This is a genomic window from Paenibacillus sp. FSL F4-0100, assembly GCF_037993005.1.
In the GTDB taxonomy this organism is placed as follows: Bacteria; Bacillota; Bacilli; order Paenibacillales; family Paenibacillaceae; genus Paenibacillus_AQ.
Genome location: NZ_CP150303.1, coordinates 639734 through 661943, shown reverse-complemented (window position 1 = coordinate 661943; position 22210 = coordinate 639734). Strand labels below are relative to the sequence as shown.

18 protein-coding genes are annotated in these 22210 nt (G+C 50.9%); all 18 read right to left on the bottom strand.

Annotation, left to right across the window (positions count from 1 at the left end; genetic code table 11):
• Positions 1-83: 83 nt before the first annotated feature.
• The gene (locus MHH48_RS02885; RefSeq protein ID WP_256720508.1) at positions 84-1193 is read right to left on the bottom strand and encodes a hypothetical protein; all 1110 of its coding nucleotides are present in this window, start codon (positions 1191-1193) and stop codon (positions 84-86) included.
• A gap of 174 nt (positions 1194-1367) precedes the next feature.
• Positions 1368-1994, bottom strand: coding sequence for a nitroreductase family protein (locus MHH48_RS02880; protein WP_076322355.1), 627 nt, complete (start codon positions 1992-1994; stop codon positions 1368-1370).
• Positions 1995-2016: 22 nt separating this feature from the next.
• Complete coding sequence (locus tag MHH48_RS02875) at positions 2017-2421, bottom strand: DoxX family protein (RefSeq protein WP_076322356.1); 405 nt, start codon at positions 2419-2421, stop codon at positions 2017-2019.
• A 311-nt stretch (positions 2422-2732) separates the two neighbouring features.
• Positions 2733-5138 (bottom strand): LamG-like jellyroll fold domain-containing protein, encoded by a 2406-nt coding sequence (locus MHH48_RS02870; RefSeq protein WP_076322357.1) that lies wholly within the window; start codon positions 5136-5138, stop codon positions 2733-2735.
• A 287-nt stretch (positions 5139-5425) separates the two neighbouring features.
• Entirely contained in the window at positions 5426-6649 is a 1224-nt protein-coding gene (locus tag MHH48_RS02865) for a glycosyl hydrolase family 8 (RefSeq protein WP_076322358.1), read from the bottom strand.
• Positions 6650-6997: 348 nt separating this feature from the next.
• Positions 6998-8005, bottom strand: a complete 1008-nt coding sequence (locus MHH48_RS02860; RefSeq protein ID WP_076322359.1) for a zinc-binding alcohol dehydrogenase — start codon at positions 8003-8005, stop codon at positions 6998-7000.
• A gap of 21 nt (positions 8006-8026) precedes the next feature.
• Positions 8027-10267, bottom strand: a complete 2241-nt coding sequence (locus MHH48_RS02855; protein WP_076322360.1) for an AraC family transcriptional regulator — start codon at positions 10265-10267, stop codon at positions 8027-8029.
• A 65-nt stretch (positions 10268-10332) separates the two neighbouring features.
• Complete coding sequence (locus MHH48_RS02850) at positions 10333-11214, bottom strand: carbohydrate ABC transporter permease (protein ID WP_076322361.1); 882 nt, start codon at positions 11212-11214, stop codon at positions 10333-10335.
• Positions 11208-12173, bottom strand: a complete 966-nt coding sequence (locus MHH48_RS02845; RefSeq protein ID WP_076322362.1) for an ABC transporter permease subunit — start codon at positions 12171-12173, stop codon at positions 11208-11210. The genes MHH48_RS02850 and MHH48_RS02845 overlap by 7 nt, the downstream gene beginning before the upstream one ends.
• A gap of 79 nt (positions 12174-12252) precedes the next feature.
• On the bottom strand, positions 12253-13860 hold the full coding sequence (locus MHH48_RS02840) for an extracellular solute-binding protein (protein WP_076322363.1): 1608 nt from the start codon (positions 13858-13860) through the stop codon (positions 12253-12255).
• Between the two features lie 510 nt (positions 13861-14370).
• Entirely contained in the window at positions 14371-15303 is a 933-nt protein-coding gene (sdaAA, locus tag MHH48_RS02835) for an L-serine ammonia-lyase, iron-sulfur-dependent, subunit alpha (protein ID WP_076322364.1), read from the bottom strand.
• Positions 15300-15983, bottom strand: coding sequence for an L-serine ammonia-lyase, iron-sulfur-dependent subunit beta (gene sdaAB / locus MHH48_RS02830; protein WP_076322365.1), 684 nt, complete (start codon positions 15981-15983; stop codon positions 15300-15302). The genes sdaAA and sdaAB overlap by 4 nt, the downstream gene beginning before the upstream one ends.
• Before the next feature lie 39 nt (positions 15984-16022).
• Positions 16023-17105 carry a dihydrodipicolinate synthase family protein gene (locus MHH48_RS02825; protein WP_076322366.1) on the bottom strand — a complete coding sequence of 361 codons (1083 nt, stop codon included), beginning with the start codon at positions 17103-17105 and terminating at the stop codon, positions 16023-16025.
• Entirely contained in the window at positions 17105-18121 is a 1017-nt protein-coding gene (locus tag MHH48_RS02820) for an NAD(P)-dependent oxidoreductase (RefSeq protein ID WP_076322367.1), read from the bottom strand. Before MHH48_RS02820 ends, MHH48_RS02825 begins: the two co-directional genes overlap by 1 nt.
• 311 nt (positions 18122-18432) lie before the next feature.
• Complete coding sequence (locus MHH48_RS02815; protein ID WP_256720511.1) at positions 18433-18567, bottom strand: hypothetical protein; 135 nt, start codon at positions 18565-18567, stop codon at positions 18433-18435.
• Positions 18568-18698: 131 nt separating this feature from the next.
• A complete protein-coding gene (locus MHH48_RS02810) occupies positions 18699-19793 on the bottom strand; it encodes a DUF4349 domain-containing protein (RefSeq protein WP_076322368.1) in 1095 nt (364 codons plus the stop codon).
• Between the two features lie 302 nt (positions 19794-20095).
• On the bottom strand, positions 20096-21427 hold the full coding sequence (locus MHH48_RS02805) for a hypothetical protein (protein WP_076322370.1): 1332 nt from the start codon (positions 21425-21427) through the stop codon (positions 20096-20098).
• Between the two features lie 296 nt (positions 21428-21723).
• Positions 21724-22176, bottom strand: coding sequence for an SRPBCC family protein (locus MHH48_RS02800; protein WP_076322371.1), 453 nt, complete (start codon positions 22174-22176; stop codon positions 21724-21726).
• Between the last annotated feature and the right edge of the window lie 34 nt (positions 22177-22210).

The window sequence follows — 22210 nt, the reverse complement described above, 5'->3', positions numbered from 1 at the left end:
TTGAACTGTGACCCGATTTGGTCATCGTTCACTTCATGAGCGGCGCTGCTATATTTGTCTTCACTATGTATGTATTCCATTCCTCACTTGAAAAAAGATTCCAGATTGGCGGTAAGCGTCTGCTTTACCACATATTGAATTCCGTCTTCGCTAGGCGCCATAATCCAGTATGTCCCTTGGTAGCCTGCTTCATGCTTCGGGTCCCAAGCCACAATGAATTGCCATGTGTCGCCAAAGCTTTTATTATATTCTTCTCTATAACTCCCGGCCATATTCTCCGGCGGAACCGATTCGATTGAAATATGCTGCACGCTTTCAAAAGACTTCATCCATTCCGTAAATTCCACCATGTCCCGGGCATACTGACCCGAAAAGTATCCCTCGCCCCCACCGGACATCTCATAAAAGGCTTCTGCATCCTCCGCCTGCGCTGCCTGGTACAGTAAGGAAACGGTCTGCACCGGGTTCCATACAGGCTGCTTCGCTTTTGCCGCAAGAAATTCCCTATCTTCAGCCGTATGCTGGATCTCTATCGCGATAAGTTCTTCCATTGTCGCCTCTCTTCCAAGCTCGTAGGCACCGGGATAGACCGTGGATTGCTCTACCACTTTAAGTCCATCCGTAAACGCCGTCACAAACCACAGGTTATGATCGCCCTGACTAAGCTCTTCCAGCACAATTTCGGCTTGGCTGCCGTACGTAAGAGCTAACATCTGACGGCTCTCCCGATCCAGCCCTTCTCTATCAAAAAGCTTGAACCGTTCCGGTCTCACTTCACGCTTGCCAGCCTCTTCGAATAACACCTTCAGCTTGGCGGGGGACATACGAACGCTCGGAATGTCAGCATAACGGAAATATAATGTAGAATCGTTAGCCTGAAGCGCCTCATACATATTGAGAACTGCTTCAATCGGGTCATATTTGGACTCCCCCTCTGGCGACTCCGCTTCTTGCTTAACCTGGTGATTGCTTTGATCTTCCGGCTGGAATGCCGTACGCGAGCTTACCGTTGCCGCTGCCGGCATTTCCGATGGATTCCCAGCTTCTCCTGCGCTCGGCTCGGCGGCAGTCGATCTATTTTGCGGTATGGATCCCGGTACCTCCTTCGTGCATGCCACCAGTAACATAATTGTCATGACAGCCAGCACTATGATCTGTCCGGATCGCTGATACGCCCGCTTCCTCGTCTTCATTTCGTTCACCCCCATATATAATGAATACAATCGTATTTAGGATTGGCGCTGCACCGATCTCTTTATATTCATCATCGTCAAAACGGAGAGGAATGTTTATCAAAGCGGATGAAAAAAAGCTCCCGTCAGATCTAAAGACCTGCAGCGGGAGCTCCCTCTCATATCATGCATCATTTAAAATTGATTATAGCTTACAAATTCCAGTACGGGCTTGCGGTAACCCCGGGGACGTGGTTTTCTTGCATCTTCCTTGCCGATCGCGATCAGCATGGCAGGCACATAAGCATCCGGGATATCCAGTTCCTTCTGCAGAGCCACGGGATCAAAACCGATCATCGGACAGGTATCCCACCCCTTGTCCTTGGCCACCATCATCAGCAGCATCGCGGATAGACTGGCATTGCGAATGGCTTCATCCCTCATAAAGGATTCTCCACCCGCTTCATAAAAGTTCGTGACGGATTCAACCGTCATGTCATATTCGAGCTTGTCGATCACGCCCAAATTCAGAAAGCCCTCGTTCATTTTCCCGATTTCCCGGTAGGCCTGCTTATTCCCCAGCACAACGACAACGGCCGATGCAGTGAGTATCTTATGCTGCTTGTTGGCGGCTTCATAAACTTTGTGCTTGATATCGGGATCCTTAACTACAACATAGTGTGTATGCTGCAAATTAAAAGCCGAAGGTGCATATTTAACTTCATTAAATATATCAATCAAATCCTTATCCGGGATTTCAATCCCTTCCATAAACAGATTAGCCGATCTCCGGCTCTTAATTAATGTTGTCAGATCACTCATATCTGCACGCCCCCATTATCGATTAGTTAAAGATTACTGCATCCAATGAATATGCACCTGCACCCGTGAGTGCCAGTGCAACTGCGACTGCGATCAACAGCAGATTATACTCATATCCATTCGCTGTAGACCAATACCCGTTCCGGCCATGCACCTTCACAATTGCACCCAGCATCGTTAGCGTGATCAGCGCTGCACCGAGCACCGTGAGAAATCCGGCAGCAAACAACAGCCCGCCAACCAGTTCCATCAGACCTGACAACACCGCAATTGCGACACCAGGTTTAATGCCAACCGATTCCATCCAGCCGCCTGTCCCTTTCGGCCCGTAACCGCCAAACCATCCAAACAGCTTCTGTGCACCGTGCGCCATGAACGACAACCCAACCACCAAACGAAGTAACAACAATCCAATATCTATAGCCATTTTATACGCCTCCATATTCATTTTCATTATTTATAGAAATTCATTGATACCATCCATCGATATCTTAATTTAAAGATATATACATATAGAATGATTAACCTGCTTCATCTTCGCTAACGTTTGAACACTTTAAACTTACTCCTTTCAACCAACTAACTTTTATATAGTCACTTAACTTAATATTAAGATATCTGATATACATCCTTCTGTCAACCGTTATTTTAACGCCAATACAAAAAAGCGTGCAGACGGTAGTCTGCACGCAAAACTCAAAACCCATAACTCATAACTTATGACTGCACTGTGTAAAATCATTCCGCCAGCTTCTTGATTTCGCTGTCGGTTAGCGCCTCGTTATAAATCCGCACCTCATCCAAGCTCCCGTTAAAATAAGGATCGGCCGCAAAACGGCTTTTACCTAAATAAGCTTCCGTTGCCAGTAGTTCATTCGGATTCAGTTTCATATGATCACCAGATGCAACGACTTGACCGTTCACGTACAGCTTACCGGTATTCCCTTGCAGCGTGACCGCAACATGCGTCCATTCATGGCTCGGCAGCGGTGCCTTTGACAAGAGACTCTGGTCTCCCTCACTGCCATGCAGCGTGAATTGAAGAACGCCCGAATGCTGGGATGGTGTCAGAAACATATGCCTGGCAAGTCCATTCCCTACGTCCAGCACTCGCTGCCAGGGTGCTCCACCCTTCCAATATACCCAAGCCGCAAAGGTAAAGTCCTCTGTATCCGTAACCCGACTCGGCAGCTCAATGTAGCCGTCTGTCCCGCCAAAGTCCATTCCGCCTCCCTGCCGGCTCTTCTCATTCCACTGGGCCCCTCCAAGGACCTTGCCGTGAAATCCATTATCCGAGCTGTCTAATACCGAGCCAACCTCATTCTCACTGAATGGATAATTCAGCAGCAACGGCCCTGCCGACTGCTGCAGCACGGTCACGTCAAAGGCTTTGGAAGTCTTCACTTTACCCTTCGTTATCTGAGCGGTCAGCGTCACCTTCGCGTCCCCGGCCCCGGCAGCAGGACGATGGACCTTACCTTCGGCTGATACAACCTCGGGATGAGAGGAGCTCCAGCGAATGACCGCACCGCCGGAAGCCTCTGACGGCAAATCAAGATCGTAGAACACACCGCTCACATCCCCGAGGAACAGGTCCTTCTGCACGGCATCCACAAGTTCCCTGTCGCTCCGATCAAACTGACGAACACCCCACACGGCGGTTCCATCGGCCGCGAGGGCCGTAAAGGTCATCGCCTGCCGCTTCGCTTCCGGATCCCACTGCGGAGTTAATACGCCTTTATAACTCTTTCCATCCAGGGTAAGCTGCACATCCCGCTTTCCGCTGATCTTCCATGTGCCTTCTGCTTCGCCCGTAACTTTGCCGTTCTTTTGAAGCTCCATTGGCACCGATTCTTTGATGACGGACGAAATATCTTTTCCGTGTTGAATCAGCTTGTAGTCTCCTGCCGCATCATTCGGCGTGATTTTCTTGGATTCCTTGGCTTCTTCACCCGCATAGCGGTATGGAGCGGATACCGGCCAGCCGTCCTGGTTCATATACAATTCATGCACCCGGATTTCATGCTCTTCCCCCCGCTGCGGGAAGCGGCTGTGAAAAATAAGGAATGTTCTTCCATTCCGTTCATCGTAATAGACGGAGTTATGGCCCGGCGATACGGCTCCCGTGCCAATTCCCGTTCCCGGATCGCCGATCAAGCGCTTAAACAAATAGTTCCCCATCAGCTTCACGCCATACGGCTCAATCGACCGGTCATCAAAGAGCGGAAGGGAAGGATCCGCCTTCACCTCTCTCATATCGTTACCCTCCGCATCGTAGAAAGGACCGTCCGGATTTTTGGAGCGGACGACCCGCATATTGTAGCCGCCAACCGCATCCAATCCGCCATAGGACAGATACAGATAATAATAATCCGTCACCGGGTTGTAGAGCATGTACGGCCCTTCAATCCGGCTGTGGTTGCCGCCGAGCAGCTTCTTGCCGTATCCCTGCCCAGGCAGCGGTTTTCCGGTCTTCAGATCCAGCTCCATGATAAAAATCCCGCCGGAATAGGAGCCGTATACCATCCACAGCTTGCCGTTCTTATCAAAGAACACATCCGGATCCACCACATTCGGGTGCTTCGTTGCATCATAGATGGTTCCATCCTCACTGATCTCGTCCCACATGCCGGATTTCAGAATAATGCCCGTATCCTTATAAGGCCCCTCAATCTGATCTGCAACCGCAATCCCCATGGCAGATCGCGGAGAATCCCCTTTACAGGCGTTATAGTACATATAGAATTTGCCGTCTGCCAGCTGAATCACATCGGCTGCCCACAAGGTATCACTCTGTGCCCATTCCAGCGTTTCCTTCAATTCCTCCGTCACGTTCGGAATCAGCGGGTTGCCATTCGAGACCCCCGACGCCACCATGCCCCAGCTCATCAGGTCCTTCGATTTGGCGGCGGCCAGGTGGGAACCGAACACATAGTATGTATCCTCTGTTTTAATGACGGACGGATCATGAACGGATGCCTCTCGGAATATAGGCGCCTTCTCCCCCTTCTTTAGCGGCGCTGCCTCCGCGTTTACCTCCGGACCGCTCGCCGAAGGTCCTTGACCTGCAGAGCCTAAACCTCCAACCAGTAAAACTGCCGCTATCCCTGCCACAGCCATCTTACGCACCATGCTCTTGTGCATACGATTCTCCCTTCGTTCCCGATTTCATTCTTGTAAACCCTTTCACAAAAAGAAAAACCAAGATGTCAATGCCCTTAGTTAAGCCTTCAGCCTGAATTTAATTCATATTAATATAAAATGTTTTATATTTAATAAGATATTAACATTGCTCTATGTGAAATATCAATGCAAATTCTTATTATTTTTTACTATAAATCAATTATTGGTAGGAAAGAACTAAAAAACCCTGATCCGTAACGGATCAGGGCTTTATTTTGAATTTACATAAAGTTAAATGGTGTAATAATTTAATATGTCCACCAGTTCCCCGACATCACGATCATCGAGAACAGCTTGATGCTTTCCTCATAATATCCCTCTGCGGATGCGTTCGCCGTGTAACTCCATACCGAATTCAGCCAGCTCTGGTGGCTGGACGAAGTCATCGCACTTACGCCAAAAGGAGCATAGAATGCCCCACTGTTATAAGTTACCAGCGCGGTGCCGTTCAGGTTATACCCTGCCTTGATGTTGGCAGGATTGCTGCCTGTGGCTGATTTAATGAACGTGTTCATCTTGTTCAATTGATTCAGCGCACGCGTATCGCCGGTCATCAGATAGTCAGTCGTAATCCGCCAAGGAGTCCGGGATGAATTGTAATAGTATTTTCCATCATTCGCCCCTTCCAGGAATCCCCCTTCCGCAGGCTGATAATTGCTGCCCGACTTGACTACGAAATCCGGAAGCAAGCCAGTATTCGAGCTGTAGCCGTTATAGATAGAGTTGATGATGGTATAGGTTTTGTTAATGACATTATCCCAACGGGCATCGCCAGTAGCCGCACGGAATGCCTTCATATGGTTCAGCATGAAATCCGATGGGCGCGTGGCGGTGTCGAAGATGCCGCTTGTTGCCCAATCGCCTAAGCGCAGCGTCCACTGGGACTGATTAACGTCACTGCTCATGATAGCATTGATAATATTCTTAGCTGCCTGGAGGTAATTAATCGATCCGCTGCTTCCCCACTGCTTGTCCGCAAGCAGGAGTGCGTAAGCAATGTCCATATCGCCGTCCGTTGCCGAATTGGCTCCCCCTATATTCTGAAAGCTGCTGTTTTGCTTCCAAGCCATCAGATATGGATTGTTATTACTCGGATGCGCCTTATAATATCGATAAAGTCCGTCGAAATACGACTGGGCATTACTGTCGTATCCCGCCATCAGAACGGTGAAGAGCATCCCGTAGCCATGAGCCTCGGACACTGTCTCACCCGCCGAATTGTATTTTACGTAATATTGCCCTGTCGCTGCAGGCTTCAGGAAAGACCCTTTCCAGCTGTTCCATTTGTTCTTGACCGCACTGTCCATCGCTGACTGCGTCACATTGTTTGGTTTAATCGAACCGCTCGTATACGACGTATGCTGGGGAAACGGCTTGTTGGCCGCCAGAGACAATCCGGCTGGCAAGATCAGTAGAACAGCACAGAACAACACAGCCGACTTACGGATGATCGAATTTCGGAATACTTTCATCACGCTTCGCTCCTTTGTTTTTCGAATTGGAAAGCCATTACCGCTACAGTTTGGTAAAACGGTTTCGAATAAACCACCACCCTTCCAAAATCGATGGAAACGAGGAATGCTGCTTATATGTATAAATCCTAAGAAGATTAGATATGTAAATGTCTCTATATAAAATGATAAATTATCCATATCTACTACTAGTATAATTTAATTGTATATTATTGTAAATTAATAGTTTGGCAGATCGGATCCCGTCGCACGCAAAAAGCCGTCTTTCTGCAGTGGCATCACTGCTCAGAAAGACAGCTATAACGATTCCTCTTCTCGTTCCTCTACCGCGAATCCCATTCCCGGAATTCACGCATTGTCCGCGTAGTTAAATATCGTCCCCAGCGTCGTTGATCCAGGGCCGTACCGCTCATAAGCCTTATCCGCTTCATCCACGGGGATCACATGCGAGATCAGCGGTTTGACCGATATTCTCCCTTCCGCCAACAGACGAATATACTCGGCGATGTTACGACCTTCCGTCCAGCGTACAAAGCCGATCGGGTAATCCGTATTGCGGAGTTCATAACTTGCGTCATACCGGCCCGGACCGCCTGCTCGCGATATCAGCACCTGCGCCTCCTTGCCAAACATCCGGTCCCGGGCGTACGTCATAGACAAATCACCGACAATGACGATTTTCCCCTTATCCCGAATCCATGTCATCGAAGAGTTAATGAGTTCTTCCCCGGAGCCACTTGCACACAGAATGACACTGTCGGCTCCATGCCCGCCGGTCATTCGCTGAATCTGCTCCTCAAGCTGCTCCTGGTTATCGTAGGCATAAGCAATATGCCGCTTCATTCCCTGTACCCGCTCCGGGTTCAGATCAAATCCCGCAACCGGGCAAGCTGCCGCGTGCGCGACCTGGGCAATCATCTGCCCCAGTATGCCAAGTCCGACCACCACAGCCGATTCGCCAAAACGAAGATCCGCTACCCGCAGGGCATGGATCGCTATCGCTCCGAGTCCCGCAAATGCCGCTTCTTGCGGGTCCACTCCATCCGGAACAATCGCTGTTAGGTTGGAAGGCACGGTAAGCCACTGAGCATGACGCACATAAGGAGCCCCATAACAGGCCACCCGTTGACCGACGGTTAGCCCTTGCACGCCTTCCCCCATGTCTTCGACAATTCCAACAGCGCTGTAACCCATAATGACTTTTTGATCCGATGCTCTTCGTATAAAGATCATCTCCGTACCCGGGCTGACCGCCGAGTATTCGCTACGAATCAGCACATGGCCTGCCGGCAATCCGGCCGGCTTCTCGATTTGATCAACGATCACTTTTCCATGAATCGTGGCAACAGCCTTCAATATGAACCCTCCTGCTCCACCTTATTTTCCTGATGCTTTCCGATATTCGCTTGGCGATACGCCGCTATACTTCTTAAACGTTGTCGTAAATGTGGAAGAGTTCGAATACCCTGTTTTCTCTCCGATTTCGGCAATGCTGAGATCCGTGTTCCGGAGATATTCACGCGCGTGCGATAGTCGGACCTTGTTCAAATACTCCACATAATTCACGCCGAATGTCTTCTTGAAATAATTCGAGAAATATTTCGAGCTTGTATCCAACACTTCAGCCATATGGTCCAAATACAGATTCTCCATATAATGAAGCTCGATATATTGGGAGATGAAGGCGGGATTCAACTTGCTCCGCGGATCATGGTTCCGCGTATTGGCCACCACGCGCATTACTTCCATTAGCGCCTCCTGAATCTCTTCATGGGTATAGGCTTGATCGACCTTGCGGATGAAATCACTCTCCAGCTGAAACAGCTCATTGCGATCAACGGACGGCGAATCGGCCTGCTTCATGACGAGAAAGAACATGCTCACCGCAATATGCACCATCTGATGATGATGGATGTGAAGGTCAGCATTCTGCTGAACAATGTCACTCACGATCTGCAATCCTTCATCCACCTTGCCGCTCAGCATGCAGTTGCTCAGTTTCTCGATTTTCTGAAGCGGATAATAAATATCCGGGACGTAACGGATTTGCTCCGTATCGACCATATCCGTGTCCGCATTAACGTTCCGGTATAATCGGCCATCCTTAATGTTCCGGTATGCCTCGCAGCAGTTGCTGATCTTGGATTCATACGTCCGGCTAACGCAGCCCCATACCGTGAACATATCCGTATACTCCTGGTTGCACAGGCGGATATAGTCTTCGAATTTCCGTACCAGCTGCTTGCGGTCCGACGGTTGATCCAAACCGATGAGCGCGAGGAATCTCAGCTCTTCGATATGATAAACCACCACATGTTCGTAGCGTTCCTGCAGGCTGCCTCGGATCTGGTCCGTTAACTCCTCCAGGACAAAATCCGCTATGGCCGCTCCCTTGCCTGCAGGCTGCAAATACACGGCTGCCATCATGAAATGCCGACACTGGAAAAAATGCGTGTAATGCTTCTGCATCTGCATTTCCTGCTCGCGCGAATGGTGATGACCGTCCAGCGTTTGCAGGAACACGCCGCGGCGAATATCCTCATCCACCAGGTCCATCTGCTTCTTCAAGGATTCATTCTCCCGCTGGACCTTGATGATGCCACTCTGGATTTTCACGAAATCATTCCCTTTCAGAGAACTGCCTCCGAGCAGCTGCACAATGTTCTTCACCGGCCGGTATAGATAAATGCTGAGCAGCACCGACAGAATGACGTTTAACGCAATCGCGCCGTACATAATCCACGTGTTGGCATTGGTGACGGAATCGATATTTTGAAACTTGTACGGCAGTTTATTGATATATATAAAACCGTTATAGTCCGATTTGTAGAAATTGTACTCAAAATCGTCGTGCGTGAGGGAGGCTTCCTGCGACGGGTTAAAGTATACATCGTTTAGAATGCCTACCAAATCCAGATCCTTCTCGGTGCTCAAGATGACGTTCCGGTTCGCATCCAGTACGATGAGCGAGGCGTCGGGAATCATCGAGTTCAAATCGATCCCTTTAAGCAGCCGGTTCACGTTGATCAGGACCATGAGGTTTTTGTTCGACATCCTGACCTTGTTGCCGTCCACGGCAATCATCAGATTCCGGCCGTATCCGCTGCTCTGATCCGCATAAACCTCCGCTGGAAAGATGGTAAGCTCGTGCTCTGATCGGGTAAACGTCTTCCAGAACATCGAGTTGAACTTCTGTGACTTGTACCGCCTGTCAAACAGAGCGTCCAGATTGCTGGTTCCGCGTGTCGTTATGGCCAAATCATGATTATCGAAAGAGACGACCACATCTTCCACGATGTCCACATTGGACACAATGCTGGTTAAGCTGTCCTGCAGGGAGATGACTTTCTCCATGTCCAGCAAGCCGTTATCCAACTGCATCCGGTCTGAAGGAAGCGCATGAATGTTAAAAATCAAATTGTTTACGGAGGAGAAACTGGTATCAAACGACTGAATAATGTTTCTGATCACCATCCGGTTGTTCTCGCTCACCTTGTCGTAAATCCCGGTTATGGAATTCTTGTACACGATGTAATTGAATATGAACATGATGCCGACGACCAGTTGCAGAGCGAAGAAAATCTGGAGCAATCCTCTGTTGGCGATCAATCGATTCATACGGATTCACCTCTCTTGGATGTCATCCCTTCATATTCAACATGATAGCCCCCGGTACCTTCCCGTCACCCCTTTTCGGAACCGAGCATGACCCCTTTGGCAAAATACTTCTGGGCAAACGGATAGATCAGCAGCACCGGAATCATCGACAGCACGATCGTTGCATTCTTCATGGCTTGCGGCGCCAGCGCCGAGGCATCTACCAGGCTCGGGTTGCTTCCGTTCTCGCTGAAAATCAGCATATCCCTGAGCACGACCTGGAGCGGATACATATTTGCATCGTTCAGGTAAATCAGCGGGATAAAGAAGCTGTTCCAATGGCCCATGAAATAAAACAAGCCGATCGAGGCAAGAGCCGGTTTGGACAGCGGAATCACGATCTGGAACAGGATGCGGTACTCGGAAGCACCGTCGACGACGGCTGCCTCGCGCAGGGATTCCGACATGTTCTCGTAGAAACTTTTGAGGATTAACAATTCAAAGGTCCAGATCGCATTCGGAAGCACGAGTGCCCATACGCTGTCCAGGAGGCCAAGCTCTGATACGATCAAGTAATTCGGAATGATCCCCGGATTCAGGAACATCGTCATAATGATCGCAAGCAGGAAAAACTTGCGTCCGAAGAAATTCTTGCGTGCAAGCGGATATGCCGCTACGGCCGTAAGCAGCAGGTTAATGGCCGTACCGAGGGCGGTATAAAAAATCGTGTTCAGGTAGGCGCGCGGCACCCGATCATCATTCAGCACCTGAGCATAGGCGTCCAGATTAAATCCCTTGGGAAACAAGGTGATATTCCCTTGCACCACCTCGGAAGTCGCGCTTAGGGAAACGGCGGTGATATACACGACAGGGTACACGGTAATAATAGCAAGGCACGTCAGAATCAGCGTATTGATGATCCCGAACAACGAGATGTTCCGAAGGCTGAAGCGTTTGTTGTTTACCATAGTCCGCTACCTCCCAGTCTCTTGCTGAAGTAGTTGGAGGACAGCAGCAATATCATGGCGACAACGGCTTCGAACAAGCCCACGGCTGCGCCATAGCTGTAGTTGCTTTCCAGAAGCCCTTTACGGTAGACATAAGTCGAGAATACGTCTGCTACCTCATAAGTCATCGGATTGTAAAGCAGCAATACCTTCTCGTATCCGATCCGAAGCATTGACCCCGTCTTCAAGACAAACATAATAATAATCGTTGGAAGAATGGCGGGAATCGTAATTCTGAAGATCATATGGCGCCTCTTGGCACCATCCACCTTGGCCGCTTCGTAAAGCGACGGGCTGATCCCTGCGATCGCGGCCATATAGATAATGGCCTCGTAACCGACGGTTGCCCAGATATCCGAGGAAACGTAGATGGTTCGGAACCAGCTCGGTTCTATGAGAAAGTACGTCTTCTCAAAGCCTAGCGCGGCGATAAGCTGGTTAATGATTCCCTGATTGGGCGACAGGAAGTCGATGATCATGCTGCTGATAATGACGACCGACAAGAATGAAGGAAGATAACTGAGCGTTTGAACCGACTTTTTGAACCATTTGACTCTAACCTCGTTTAAGAGAATCGCCAGAATGATGGGAAAAGGAAAACCGAAAATCAGATTGTATACGCCGAGAAGCAGCGTATTCTTGAACAACAGCCAAAAATCGGGACTGTTGAAGAATTTCTCGAAATGCTTGAGCCCGACCCAGTCGCTCTCCATGATACCGGTGAATACGCTGTAATCCTTGAAGGCGATGATTAAGCCGTACAGGGGCCCGTAACGGAAAATAATGTAAAACAACAGGCACGGGATAAACAATATCAACAGCTGTCTGTCCCGCTTCATATGCTGAAAGGCCGAAACCATTCTTCTCCCAAACCCGCCGCGGGGATTGGCCAGATTTGTCTCTGTCCCTGCACTTGACATGGTGTTCCCTCCTTAAGATGATGAGCAGCACCCGAGCGTGGTACCCGGATGCCGCCATCACTCCTATTTCTTCTGCGGATTATTTCGTGGCTTCATCCAATCTCTTCTGGGCTGCGTTGAAAATATCGACGATTTGCTTGGCTCCCTGCTTCTCGGCCTGGACCTGCCATTGCTGCCACTGCGCATCGCCGTAGTTTTTGTTAAGAATGTATTTCGCGTTAAATTCATCCGCCAATTTCTTCAGCGAGGTTTGGATCTCCGCAATCGATGCGGTTTCCTCGTCCGTAAAGTTCACGACCGGATCCAGCGGCTCGAATTTATTCCCGTTCAGCAGCTTATCCTGAGCCTCTTGTTCCTTCTCCGTATAATTGAAGTACACGCTGCGCTTATCGGAATTGACATACAGGCCTTGCAGCCACAGACCATAACGATCCTCCAGCACGCTGATATCCACCAGCGGCACGTCGGTCAGCTCCGGATAGACGGCTTTATCGCCTTCCATCTTGAACGTCTCGCCTTCCACGCCCATCGTCACCAGCGTGGCGCCGGACGGGCTCGTCAGGTAATCGAGCAGCTTCAGGGAAGCTTCCTTGTTGTCGTTGTTGGCTACCGCAATGCTGAAGCCGTTCGTGATGCTCTCGATCGTCTTTCCGTTGCCTGTCGGTCCAACCGGATTTCCGTATCTCAGATCATAGTTCGGATTTTGGCTCTTAACCTGGTTGTAGAACAGGTCCAAACGTCCGATCCAGTCATAGGTCACAAAGGATTTATTGCCTGACGTCATTTTTGCCGTCCAGGAATCATCGGTGTCCGTCATGAATTCCGGATCAAGGAGTCCCTCGTTGTACAGCTTCTTCATGAAATCGAGCATTTCTTTATGCTCGGGCTGTATGGTAGCGTACTTCCACACCTTGGCGTTCTCGTCGTAATACGTCGGATAGTTGGCTCCGCCGATTCCCCAGCCGAAGGCCCAATCGCGGAAAATATGTTCTTTCGTCTTTGAGGCGTAAGGATAGGAGTCCGGATAGGCTTCCTTCAATTTTTTGAGAGCCTGGTAAAATTCATCGGTATTCGTCCATTCTTTGATGCCCAGCTCGTCGAAAATGTCTTTACGGTACAGGAAGCCGTGGTTGACGTCACGGTTGATATTCGCAACGGGCCAGGTATAGATGTTCCCGGATTCGTCTCCGTAGGACGGAATGACCCACGGATTCTCATCCACATACATCTTTTTAAAATTCGGCAGCATGTCGAGATATTCGTTGATGGCAACGACCGCTTTCTGCTTGCCGATCTTCTTCAGCTCCGGAGGCGTCAACCCGTGGATAATGTCCGGCAGCTTGCCGGATGCAACCGTTACTTTCAGTTTGTCTTGAAAGGTAGCCGAAGAATAGGCTTGGAAATTCACCTTGATGCCGGTTCGCTTCTCGATTTCCTTTGCAAGCAGGGAATCATTCAGGTTGGTTTTCTCGCTGACGACCATCCAATTGATCGTTGTCGGTTTATCGACCAAAGGAAGCGCGAGACCCCCAGTATCCCCATATTGATCCGGATCTGCCGGTGCCGTTGGAGGGGCTTTGTCTCCGTCCGTTTTGGGAGCTGCCTCTTTACCCCCTCCGCTGCATGCGGCCAGGATCGAAACTATCAGTGTGAATGCGAGTGCCATACGAAACCATTTTTTTGTCATTTTCGTTCCTCCTTTAAAAAGATCATTTACATGCTGCTGACTGAATCTGTGTAATCGCTACTCTACCCCCGTTATTTCTTCTCATCTGTGCGTGTTGGTTTATTCATCTGGACTACGTTTCAAATAGCAAGATGCTCCCTACCACTCCTCCTTGTTGGCGAAGATCCCTAGCTTAGCGCAGGGAATATTCTAAAATCACTCGGCAGCCGATACCGATCCTCCGGCACGGATTTTTCTATCCATCCACATCATAAAAACGCTTTCACGTTTCGTAAAGAAGCGTATTTCGGCGAGATGCTGTTTTTTCTCACCCAAGCCATTAAAATGCCAAAAAACCGCGTAGTATCAGGATTTTCATACATGTGGAAAATGCTAAAGCGGTAGAAATATCTAAAAAAAATGAGGGATTTCATAATGAAATCCCTCACGGAGCATGTTAAATTTCTTCTCCTCCTCATCGTACATTAGAGAAGCCTGACGCCTTGGGCTTTTATGAAAATGAGTGTGAACTCATTCACCCATTTCGTCTTTCTTTGCTTTGGCACCCTTTTCCCGCAATTTCTTGCCTTCCTTACCGTACAAGTCCTTCAGGATTTTCTTGCCGGTCGGCGTCTGCGCAAGACCACCCTTCGCTGTTTCCCTGTGCTTGGACGGCATGGCCGTGCCGACTTCCAGCATCACGTCAATAACTTCATCGGATGGAATGACACTGCGTACACCGGCAAGCGCCATATCCGATGCCGCCAGTGCTGTCACGGCCCCAAAGCCGTTGCGCACGATGCAAGGGATCTCAACCAGTCCGCCAACCGGATCGCAGATGAGCCCCAAAGAGTTTTTCAGTGCAAGTCCAACAGCATGAACTGCCTGCTCCGGCGTGCCGCCTCGAAGTTCAGTCAAAGCGCCTGCCGCCATACCGATGGCTGAGCCAACTTCGGCTTGACAGCCGCCCTCCGCACCGGAAATAAACGAGTTGTTGGCGATAACATAGCCGATCGCGCCTGCGCTGAACAGCCCCATCACCAAATGCTCGTCTTCCCAGCCGAAGCGTTCCTGAGTGCTGACGAACACCCCGGGGATAATGCCGCAGGAGCCTGCCGTCGGCGTTGCCACGATGCGCCCCATAGAGGCATTCACTTCAGACACGGACAGGGCGTAGGCCAGTGCCGTGCAGGCGTCCGTACCGAGCGCGGGTATCCCGCTGCTCATGTATTGATGGACGCGTACGGCATCGCCGCCGGTCAGGCCGCTTTTGGAAGGGACGGGTTCATGGATCCCCCGGTGCACAGCTTCCTTCATGATGCCGTAGTAATCGGCCATTTGCTTGAACGTCTCGTCCCGGCTTTTCCCCGTTTCCTTGATCTGTTCATTCAGCATCAGCTGGCCAATCGTAACCTGATCCTCCCGGCAGCATGCGATGATCTGCTCCAGCGTAGAAAACTTCATGACTGCGCCTCCTCTACTGTCAAATCCGCAACGACGACACGGTGCACGCTCGGCAACCCTTCGATATGCTTCATCAACTCAGCCGGAACCGCTTCATCCGACTCCACCACCGTCATGGCATCACCGCCTCTTCCCTTGCGGTCGACATCCATATAGGCAATATTGACGCCGCCGGCCTCCAGGAGCCGGGTGATATGCGCGACCATGCCCGGCGTATCGTCATGAAAGACCAGCAGCACCGGATAATTCATCGTAAACTTGACGTCGAAGCCGTTCACGCGCAGCATTTCCACGCTGCCTCCGCCAATGGAAGCGCCTGCAATGACATCGGTATGATCGCCGTCCGTCAGCCTCAACTCCACGGTATTGGGGTGAAAGGCCACATTCTGTGCCGTCTTAAATTTAAGTTCAATGCCTGCCGCTTCGGCAAGCTCGATCGAATTCCGGATACGCATATCATCCGTGGCAAAATCGAGCAATCCGCCCACGACAGCCAGATCGGTGCCGTGGCCGCGGTAGGTTTCAGCAAAAGAACCGTAGAACACAATTTCCGCTTGATCGGGGAATGCTCCAAATATGCGCCGCGCAGCCCTTCCGATCCGCACGGCCCCAGCGGTATGAGAGCTCGACGGCCCCACCATACTGGGCCCAATAATAGAAAACACATCTTTAAACCGCATGCGCGATTCCCCACTTTCAACTATTCTGCCCTCATTGTATCAGTCCGCTAGCCATCTTTCCAAGTGCTCTTGAATAAAATCGTCATCGTTCAAATGCGGATAATCCCGGTAGACTCTGTCAATCTCTTCGGATTGGCCGGGAGACAGCGTCTCATGCGGATTCAGGCACCATATGCCTTGCAGCAGTCCCTGCCTGCGGAGCACCTCATGGATACCTGGAATACAGCCTGCAAACTGATGTGCAGGATCGAAGAAGGCTGCATTGGAGTCGGTAATCTCCACGTTGCGTGTCAGCCATTCCTTCGCGAATCGATCCTGCTTGCGTGCCTCCTTGATCTCTTCCAGCAGCTCCACCGCTTTCTTCGTCCAGACTGCCCAATGACCGAGCAGACCGCCGACGATAGGCTTGGTGACCAGCGTCCCTTCCACCTGGAATTGATACGTCGTCAGCAAATCATTGACGATGTTATCGTCGTTCCCCGTGTACAGCGCAATATCATCTCTACGGCTCGAATAACAGACGGCACGAACGACGTCCATCGTCTGGTAGCGGTTGAAGGGAGCCATCTTGATCGCCACGATATTCGGAATTTCGGCGAAGGACCGCCAAAAGTCAAAGGAGAAAATCTTGCCGCCAACCGATGGCTGAAGATAGAAACCGATCACCGGCATCCTCTGTGCAACCTCCTCCGTGCGCTTTAGAATGTCTTCTTCGCTCCAGCCGCTTAAACCGCCCATGCTGAGAAGGACGGCGTCATAGCCAAGCTTGCGGGCAATCTCTGTTTCCTCCACAGCCTGCTTCGTGGGGCCGCAGACACCGGCCACCATCATGAACGGCCGATCGAGCTCCGCCCTGTGAACCTCTTCTGCCGCAAGTCGCAACACGGGTTCATACAAGTCGATGCCCTTGTCGCGGATCTCGAATTGAGTCGAATGAACGCCGACCGCAATACCGCCTGCACCGGATGCCGCATAATAACGCGTTAATGCCCGCTGGCGTCGTTCGTCCAGCTTCCGATTCTCATCCAATGCCAGCGGGTGAGCCGGTATAACGAGCCCTTCATGCAGAGCTTTAAGCTTCTCGGGGGCCAAACGTTGAGTTGTAGGAACCTGTCCGCTCATTAGAATTTCCCCTTTCTCTCTTGGAAGTGAGTCGGCTTATTCCAGCTCTCGCCGCCGGATTGTACCCATGCTGCGGTCCAGTCGAGCATCTGCAGCAGAGACACCTTCGGATAACCGAACAGCTGGTGGGATTTCGCAGCATTGTTCAGGAGTGCAGTCTCGGATTCCGTACCCGTAAAGGTCACTTCCTTGCCCATCCGTACCGCCAATTCCTGTGCCGCCCAGCGGATCGACATCGTCTCCGGTCCCGTAATGTTGATGATTTCAGGAGGCGAGCTGCAGTGCAGGAGCGAACGGAGCGCCATCTCGTTGGCATCCCCTTGCCATATGATATTCGCATGCCCCATCGCCAGGTGAATCGGCCGGTCCTCGTGGATCGATCTGGCCAGCTCATGCAGAACGCCGTAACGCATGTCGATAGCATAATTCAGGCGGTAGATCGCCATCGGCGTACCATTCTGGTGGGAGAAATATTCAAAGACGCGCTCTCTGCCGAGACAGGACTGCGCATACTCTCCGACCGGCTCCGGCGCTACCGATTCGTTGACTCCGCCGCTGCCCACCGGTGAGAACGGATACACATTTCCTGACGAGAACACCACCATGCGAGATTGCTTGAATTTCTCGGCCACCCGGCCCGGCAAATACGAATTCATCGCCCAAGTAAAATATTCACGACCGGTCGTGCCGAATTTATTGCCCGCCATATAGATCACATTAGGAGTCTCGGGCAGCTGCTGCAGCTCTCCATCGTTCAGCAGGTCGCACGAAATCGTTTGGACGCCCGCCTCCTCCAGCTCGCGTCTGGCCTCTTGGTTCGAGAACCGGGATACGCCGATGATCCGTTTGCCACCACCGCCTTCACGTACGGCGTTCGCTGCCAGCCTTGCAAGGCTGGGACCCATCTTCCCGCCGACACCCAGCACAAGGATATCCCCCTCCAAAGACGCCAGGTCGGCAACAAGCTGTGCTGAAGGCTCAGCCAGCTTCGCTTCTAATTCTGCAACGGTTAACATGAACAATCTCCTCCTCCGATTGATGATTCATCCTCATCATACGGCCTCGCTTTATATAAAGACAAATCTTTAAATTGTCTTTAAATAGGCAGCGATGTGCCATTATACTCGCAGACTTGCTTCCGGGAAACGGGGACTTTCACCCCCCGGCGGTCGAGCTGCAACCATCTTCATGACAGCATAAGAAAAACGTCTATCGACGTACTTTCTCAGTAGACAGACCGCGTTTAGAGGAAGTTTTTCTTGCGAGATAAGGATGCTAAGCCTCGAATGTTTATACTTTCTTATCTCTTAAAAAAAGCCCCCTGATCTCAGGGAGCAAACGAAACGTTCAGCACGATGTGTCGAAGCACGAGGAAGGCAATGATAAAGGAGGCTGCCAGCCCCAGCATCGTGAAGATGACGATTTTCTCAACGCGAGTAAATTTGACCTTCGTTTTATTCATCACAATCACCTCGACTTCCATTATAGTACAAATATGATACTCTATTCCAGAAACATAAATCTGAAGATTTTCCTTGGCCTTCCTCTGGATTTTATGTGCGTTTTTTGATGCATCCGGGTCTGCTCCTGCCGTTATTCGTCTTTCATTCGTTTTTCTCCGTCCTTTTGGTCTTCCGGATGCCCTTGCTCAGATGCCGGCCCGTTATTGAGCAGCTTTCGTTTACGGACTACCTCTTCCCGTTTCCGCTGCCCCGATCTTCGCGCCAGCCATAGGATGAGCAGAACGAAGACCGCGATGAACAATACGGGAAGCGAGCCGGAAAGGATAACGATAATCCATTGGACGATGATGGTGATCACGTCGATGCTGCCCTGAAAAGCTTGGGAAATCCGCTGCCCGAGCGGTGCCTGAATGGCGGACGTTTTGGGATCATCCTTTTTTTGTGGCGTCTCGTAAAGCCTGATTTCTACCGTGGAATAAGACACGTTTTGGTCAATGTAACGCATTCGGCCTTTCATCTGCTCGATTTCCGATTGGATGCGCTCCAGCTCGTTGGCAAAAGCGACAAGGTCGGCCGTTTTGGTCGCTTTTTTCATGAAGGCGACGTACTGCTCCTCCATGATTTGCTTGGCCTTGAGCCTGGATTCCAAATCGACGTATTCCTCAGTCACGTCCTGCCCTTCAATGCTTCGCTGCAGGTTTTCATGCGCAATGTTCTCCAAACGGTTTAAAAAGGAGGAGAAATCGTTTGCAGGAACTTTCACAATAAACGTGCCGCCTTTTTCGCTGCTGGACTGGGTTTCGCTGAAATTAACAATATAACCGCCAGAAAGCGTCACTGTGTTCCGGACTTCCGACTGCGCTTTTCCATAGTCCTGAATCTCCATCACGATATTCGCTTTGTACATCAGCTTTTTGTTGAGCCCGCCTGATAAATCCTGCGAATTAAACCCTGCGCCGGAAGCCTGGGCAGACGATGGCATATTCGGAAGCTCGGCATCCGCCGATGCCGGCTCCTCGACGCTCTTCTTGCTCGTCACCGCCATTTCGTTTTTGGCTTCCGCCTCACCTCCATCTGTTTTGTTTGTGGCTTGATCCGCCGTTGTTTCTTGCGATTCGACGGCCGCGGCACCTCCAGCGCTTTTGTCTTGAGAACCCGAAGAGCAGCCGCTGACCAGCAATACGATAAGCATCAAAGCAGCAATCCATGAACCCCGCTTTCTCATACTTCAACCCCCTGAAGATAAATATTTTCCGTTTTATCTACTAACGGTTCCATCATCTGGAAGGTTGCGGGCGCGCTAAAGAAATTTATCAAGGCGGGGCCTTTGCTCCGAGAAACCTTTGCCCTCTCCATGCATCGCTTCGCCCGCACACTCACTTTATATCCCCGCATTGTGGAACCTGGAACGTATTCGCCATGTCGATATGGCACCATCGCGCCTTTTTCGTTCAAAACAGAGCAGAAAAAACGCCTCCTTTCGTCGCGTAACGAAAGGGGCGCCCGTTCCAAAGCAATTTCACAGCGCTACTCCAAAAACGTAAATCTGAAAATCTGCCTTGGTCTCCCCCTCGGCACCTTCTCGATTCCGGCAATCTCGACCAAGTCGTTGTCGGTCCACAGCTGGAGCAGCCGATGTGCACTGCGGACGGTAATGTCCAGCAGGTGAGCGAGCTCGTGGACCTTGTATTCATATTTACCCGAACGGGCACGCTGGTTCAGCAGCTTGCTCAAATAGGCACTCGTCATACCCGCGTCCTCTGCCCGCTTGATCAGCTCTGCATCTGTAAAGGACAGCACCTCCTGCACAGGGTCGGCCATCTCCAGCGGTCCTATCAGCGTTCCATCCTCCCGGACAATAAAGCAGGCGTTGCCGCCAACCTCCTTGGATTTCCGCATCGCGATGCGCGCATTGGTTCCCGCCATGCTGGCCGACTGGCCGAATCCCATGCCGATGCTGAGCGAAATACCATAGGTTTTGTTCACGTCTTTAGCCAAGGGAATCGTTTTGTAACCGCCGGTTTCCCGTTCAAAGATGCCGCGCGTCGTGAAGAACAGATACTCGTCACCGCCCAGATGGGTCAAATAGCCATCCAGCGATTCCACATAATCGAGCACCATCCGGTGAATATCCAGCTTCAGCTTCTGCACCTCGTGCTCATTATTCCGTCTTAACGCCTGGGTTCCGAAATCGTCTATATTAATCATCCCGACCACGATCTGGCCTTCCCTGCTACGGCGGGATGCCGTAGACAGCAAAGCCCGCTCGAGCGATACCACGATATCCTGATCGGAAGGCAGCAGCCATTCATTAGGGACCCCAAGCCTCGTCAGCTCATGGGCCACCGATTCTACGCCCGTGAACGCAGCAGAGCAACCGCCGGATTCATATTGAAGACGGTGAAAATCAATTAGATTCCTCTTCGGGGCATAAGCCGGTCCATCGTAAATAACAGCTTGTACAGCCGGGATACCCAGATCCCTTATCGTCCGGACCACCATCGTCTCGGTTAAAGTATCCACCGATATGCCACCAGCCAGTCTTCCCCGCTGCCCGGCATGGAACAGCGCTTTATATAAACCCGCGTCCGTGACGGGGACATAATGCACAGGGATTGAGACCAGTCCGAGCTCCTTCACCTTGCGCTGGGACAGCGGATCCGAGAGGAACAATACCTCAACCTCGCCTCCGATCCGCTCAGCCAGTGCCGGCGCTTCGTCATCATCCTGAAAAACAAGCGGCACGGGGTCAAAGGAAGGAAAGGTTTCAATGACCTTCATGATTTTATCAACGATCGTCTGGGTTCCGATAATACCGATACGAATTTGCTGGACAGGGAGTTGCCTCCGCTCCGTCATATCTCCTTCACTCCCATCTTTCCCATTGCCGAGAAGCCGCTTATCGGCAAGCCGGCATGGATACCTAAATCATACCCGCTATCGAATATTTGGCAAGTGAAATTGGCCAGCGGGATTCATTACTTTTCAATTCCACCCCTGCTGCCTGCCACCTATAATTCCCTACAAAAAAAGAGCCATTACGGCTCTTTAATAGGCTTTCTTTAATATATAACGAATCCATAAATCATACGCACAGTGCGCGGTCCGGGCATGCTTGGATGCGATCGACCATATGCCGATTATTCACCATGAGGCTACCAGCCCAGATCCAGGGTCTCCCCCGTCTCCGCATAGGTCTTCAGAATGCTCATGACCATCCACCAGCTGTCCGCCGCCTTGGCGCGGGACGGATGATCCGGCGTGTATTGATCATTGACGAGCGTCAGCTTGGTACAATTCCCTACCGGCTCGAGGGTGAACGTAATCCGAGACTCCAGCTCCTCATGATTCGCGTAATACGACGGACCCGGATGTTCGGACAGACTCAGTCTCTTCTGCGGCTCATAAGCCAGAACCTTCCCATAGACATGAACCGTCTCCTCTCCGTCATTCCCCGGACCCACATAAGCGTAAGGCTCCCCGATTTCAAATGAAGATCTCAGCTCGCTCCCGAAAAAGGTGGCTCGAGTTCCCTCCGGTAAAGTTAAGACATCCCATACCTTCTCCGGCGAAGCACCGATATAAAACTCATAATGTAACGGCTCCATTTTAGTTTCCTCCTACCATCCATGAAATACGCAG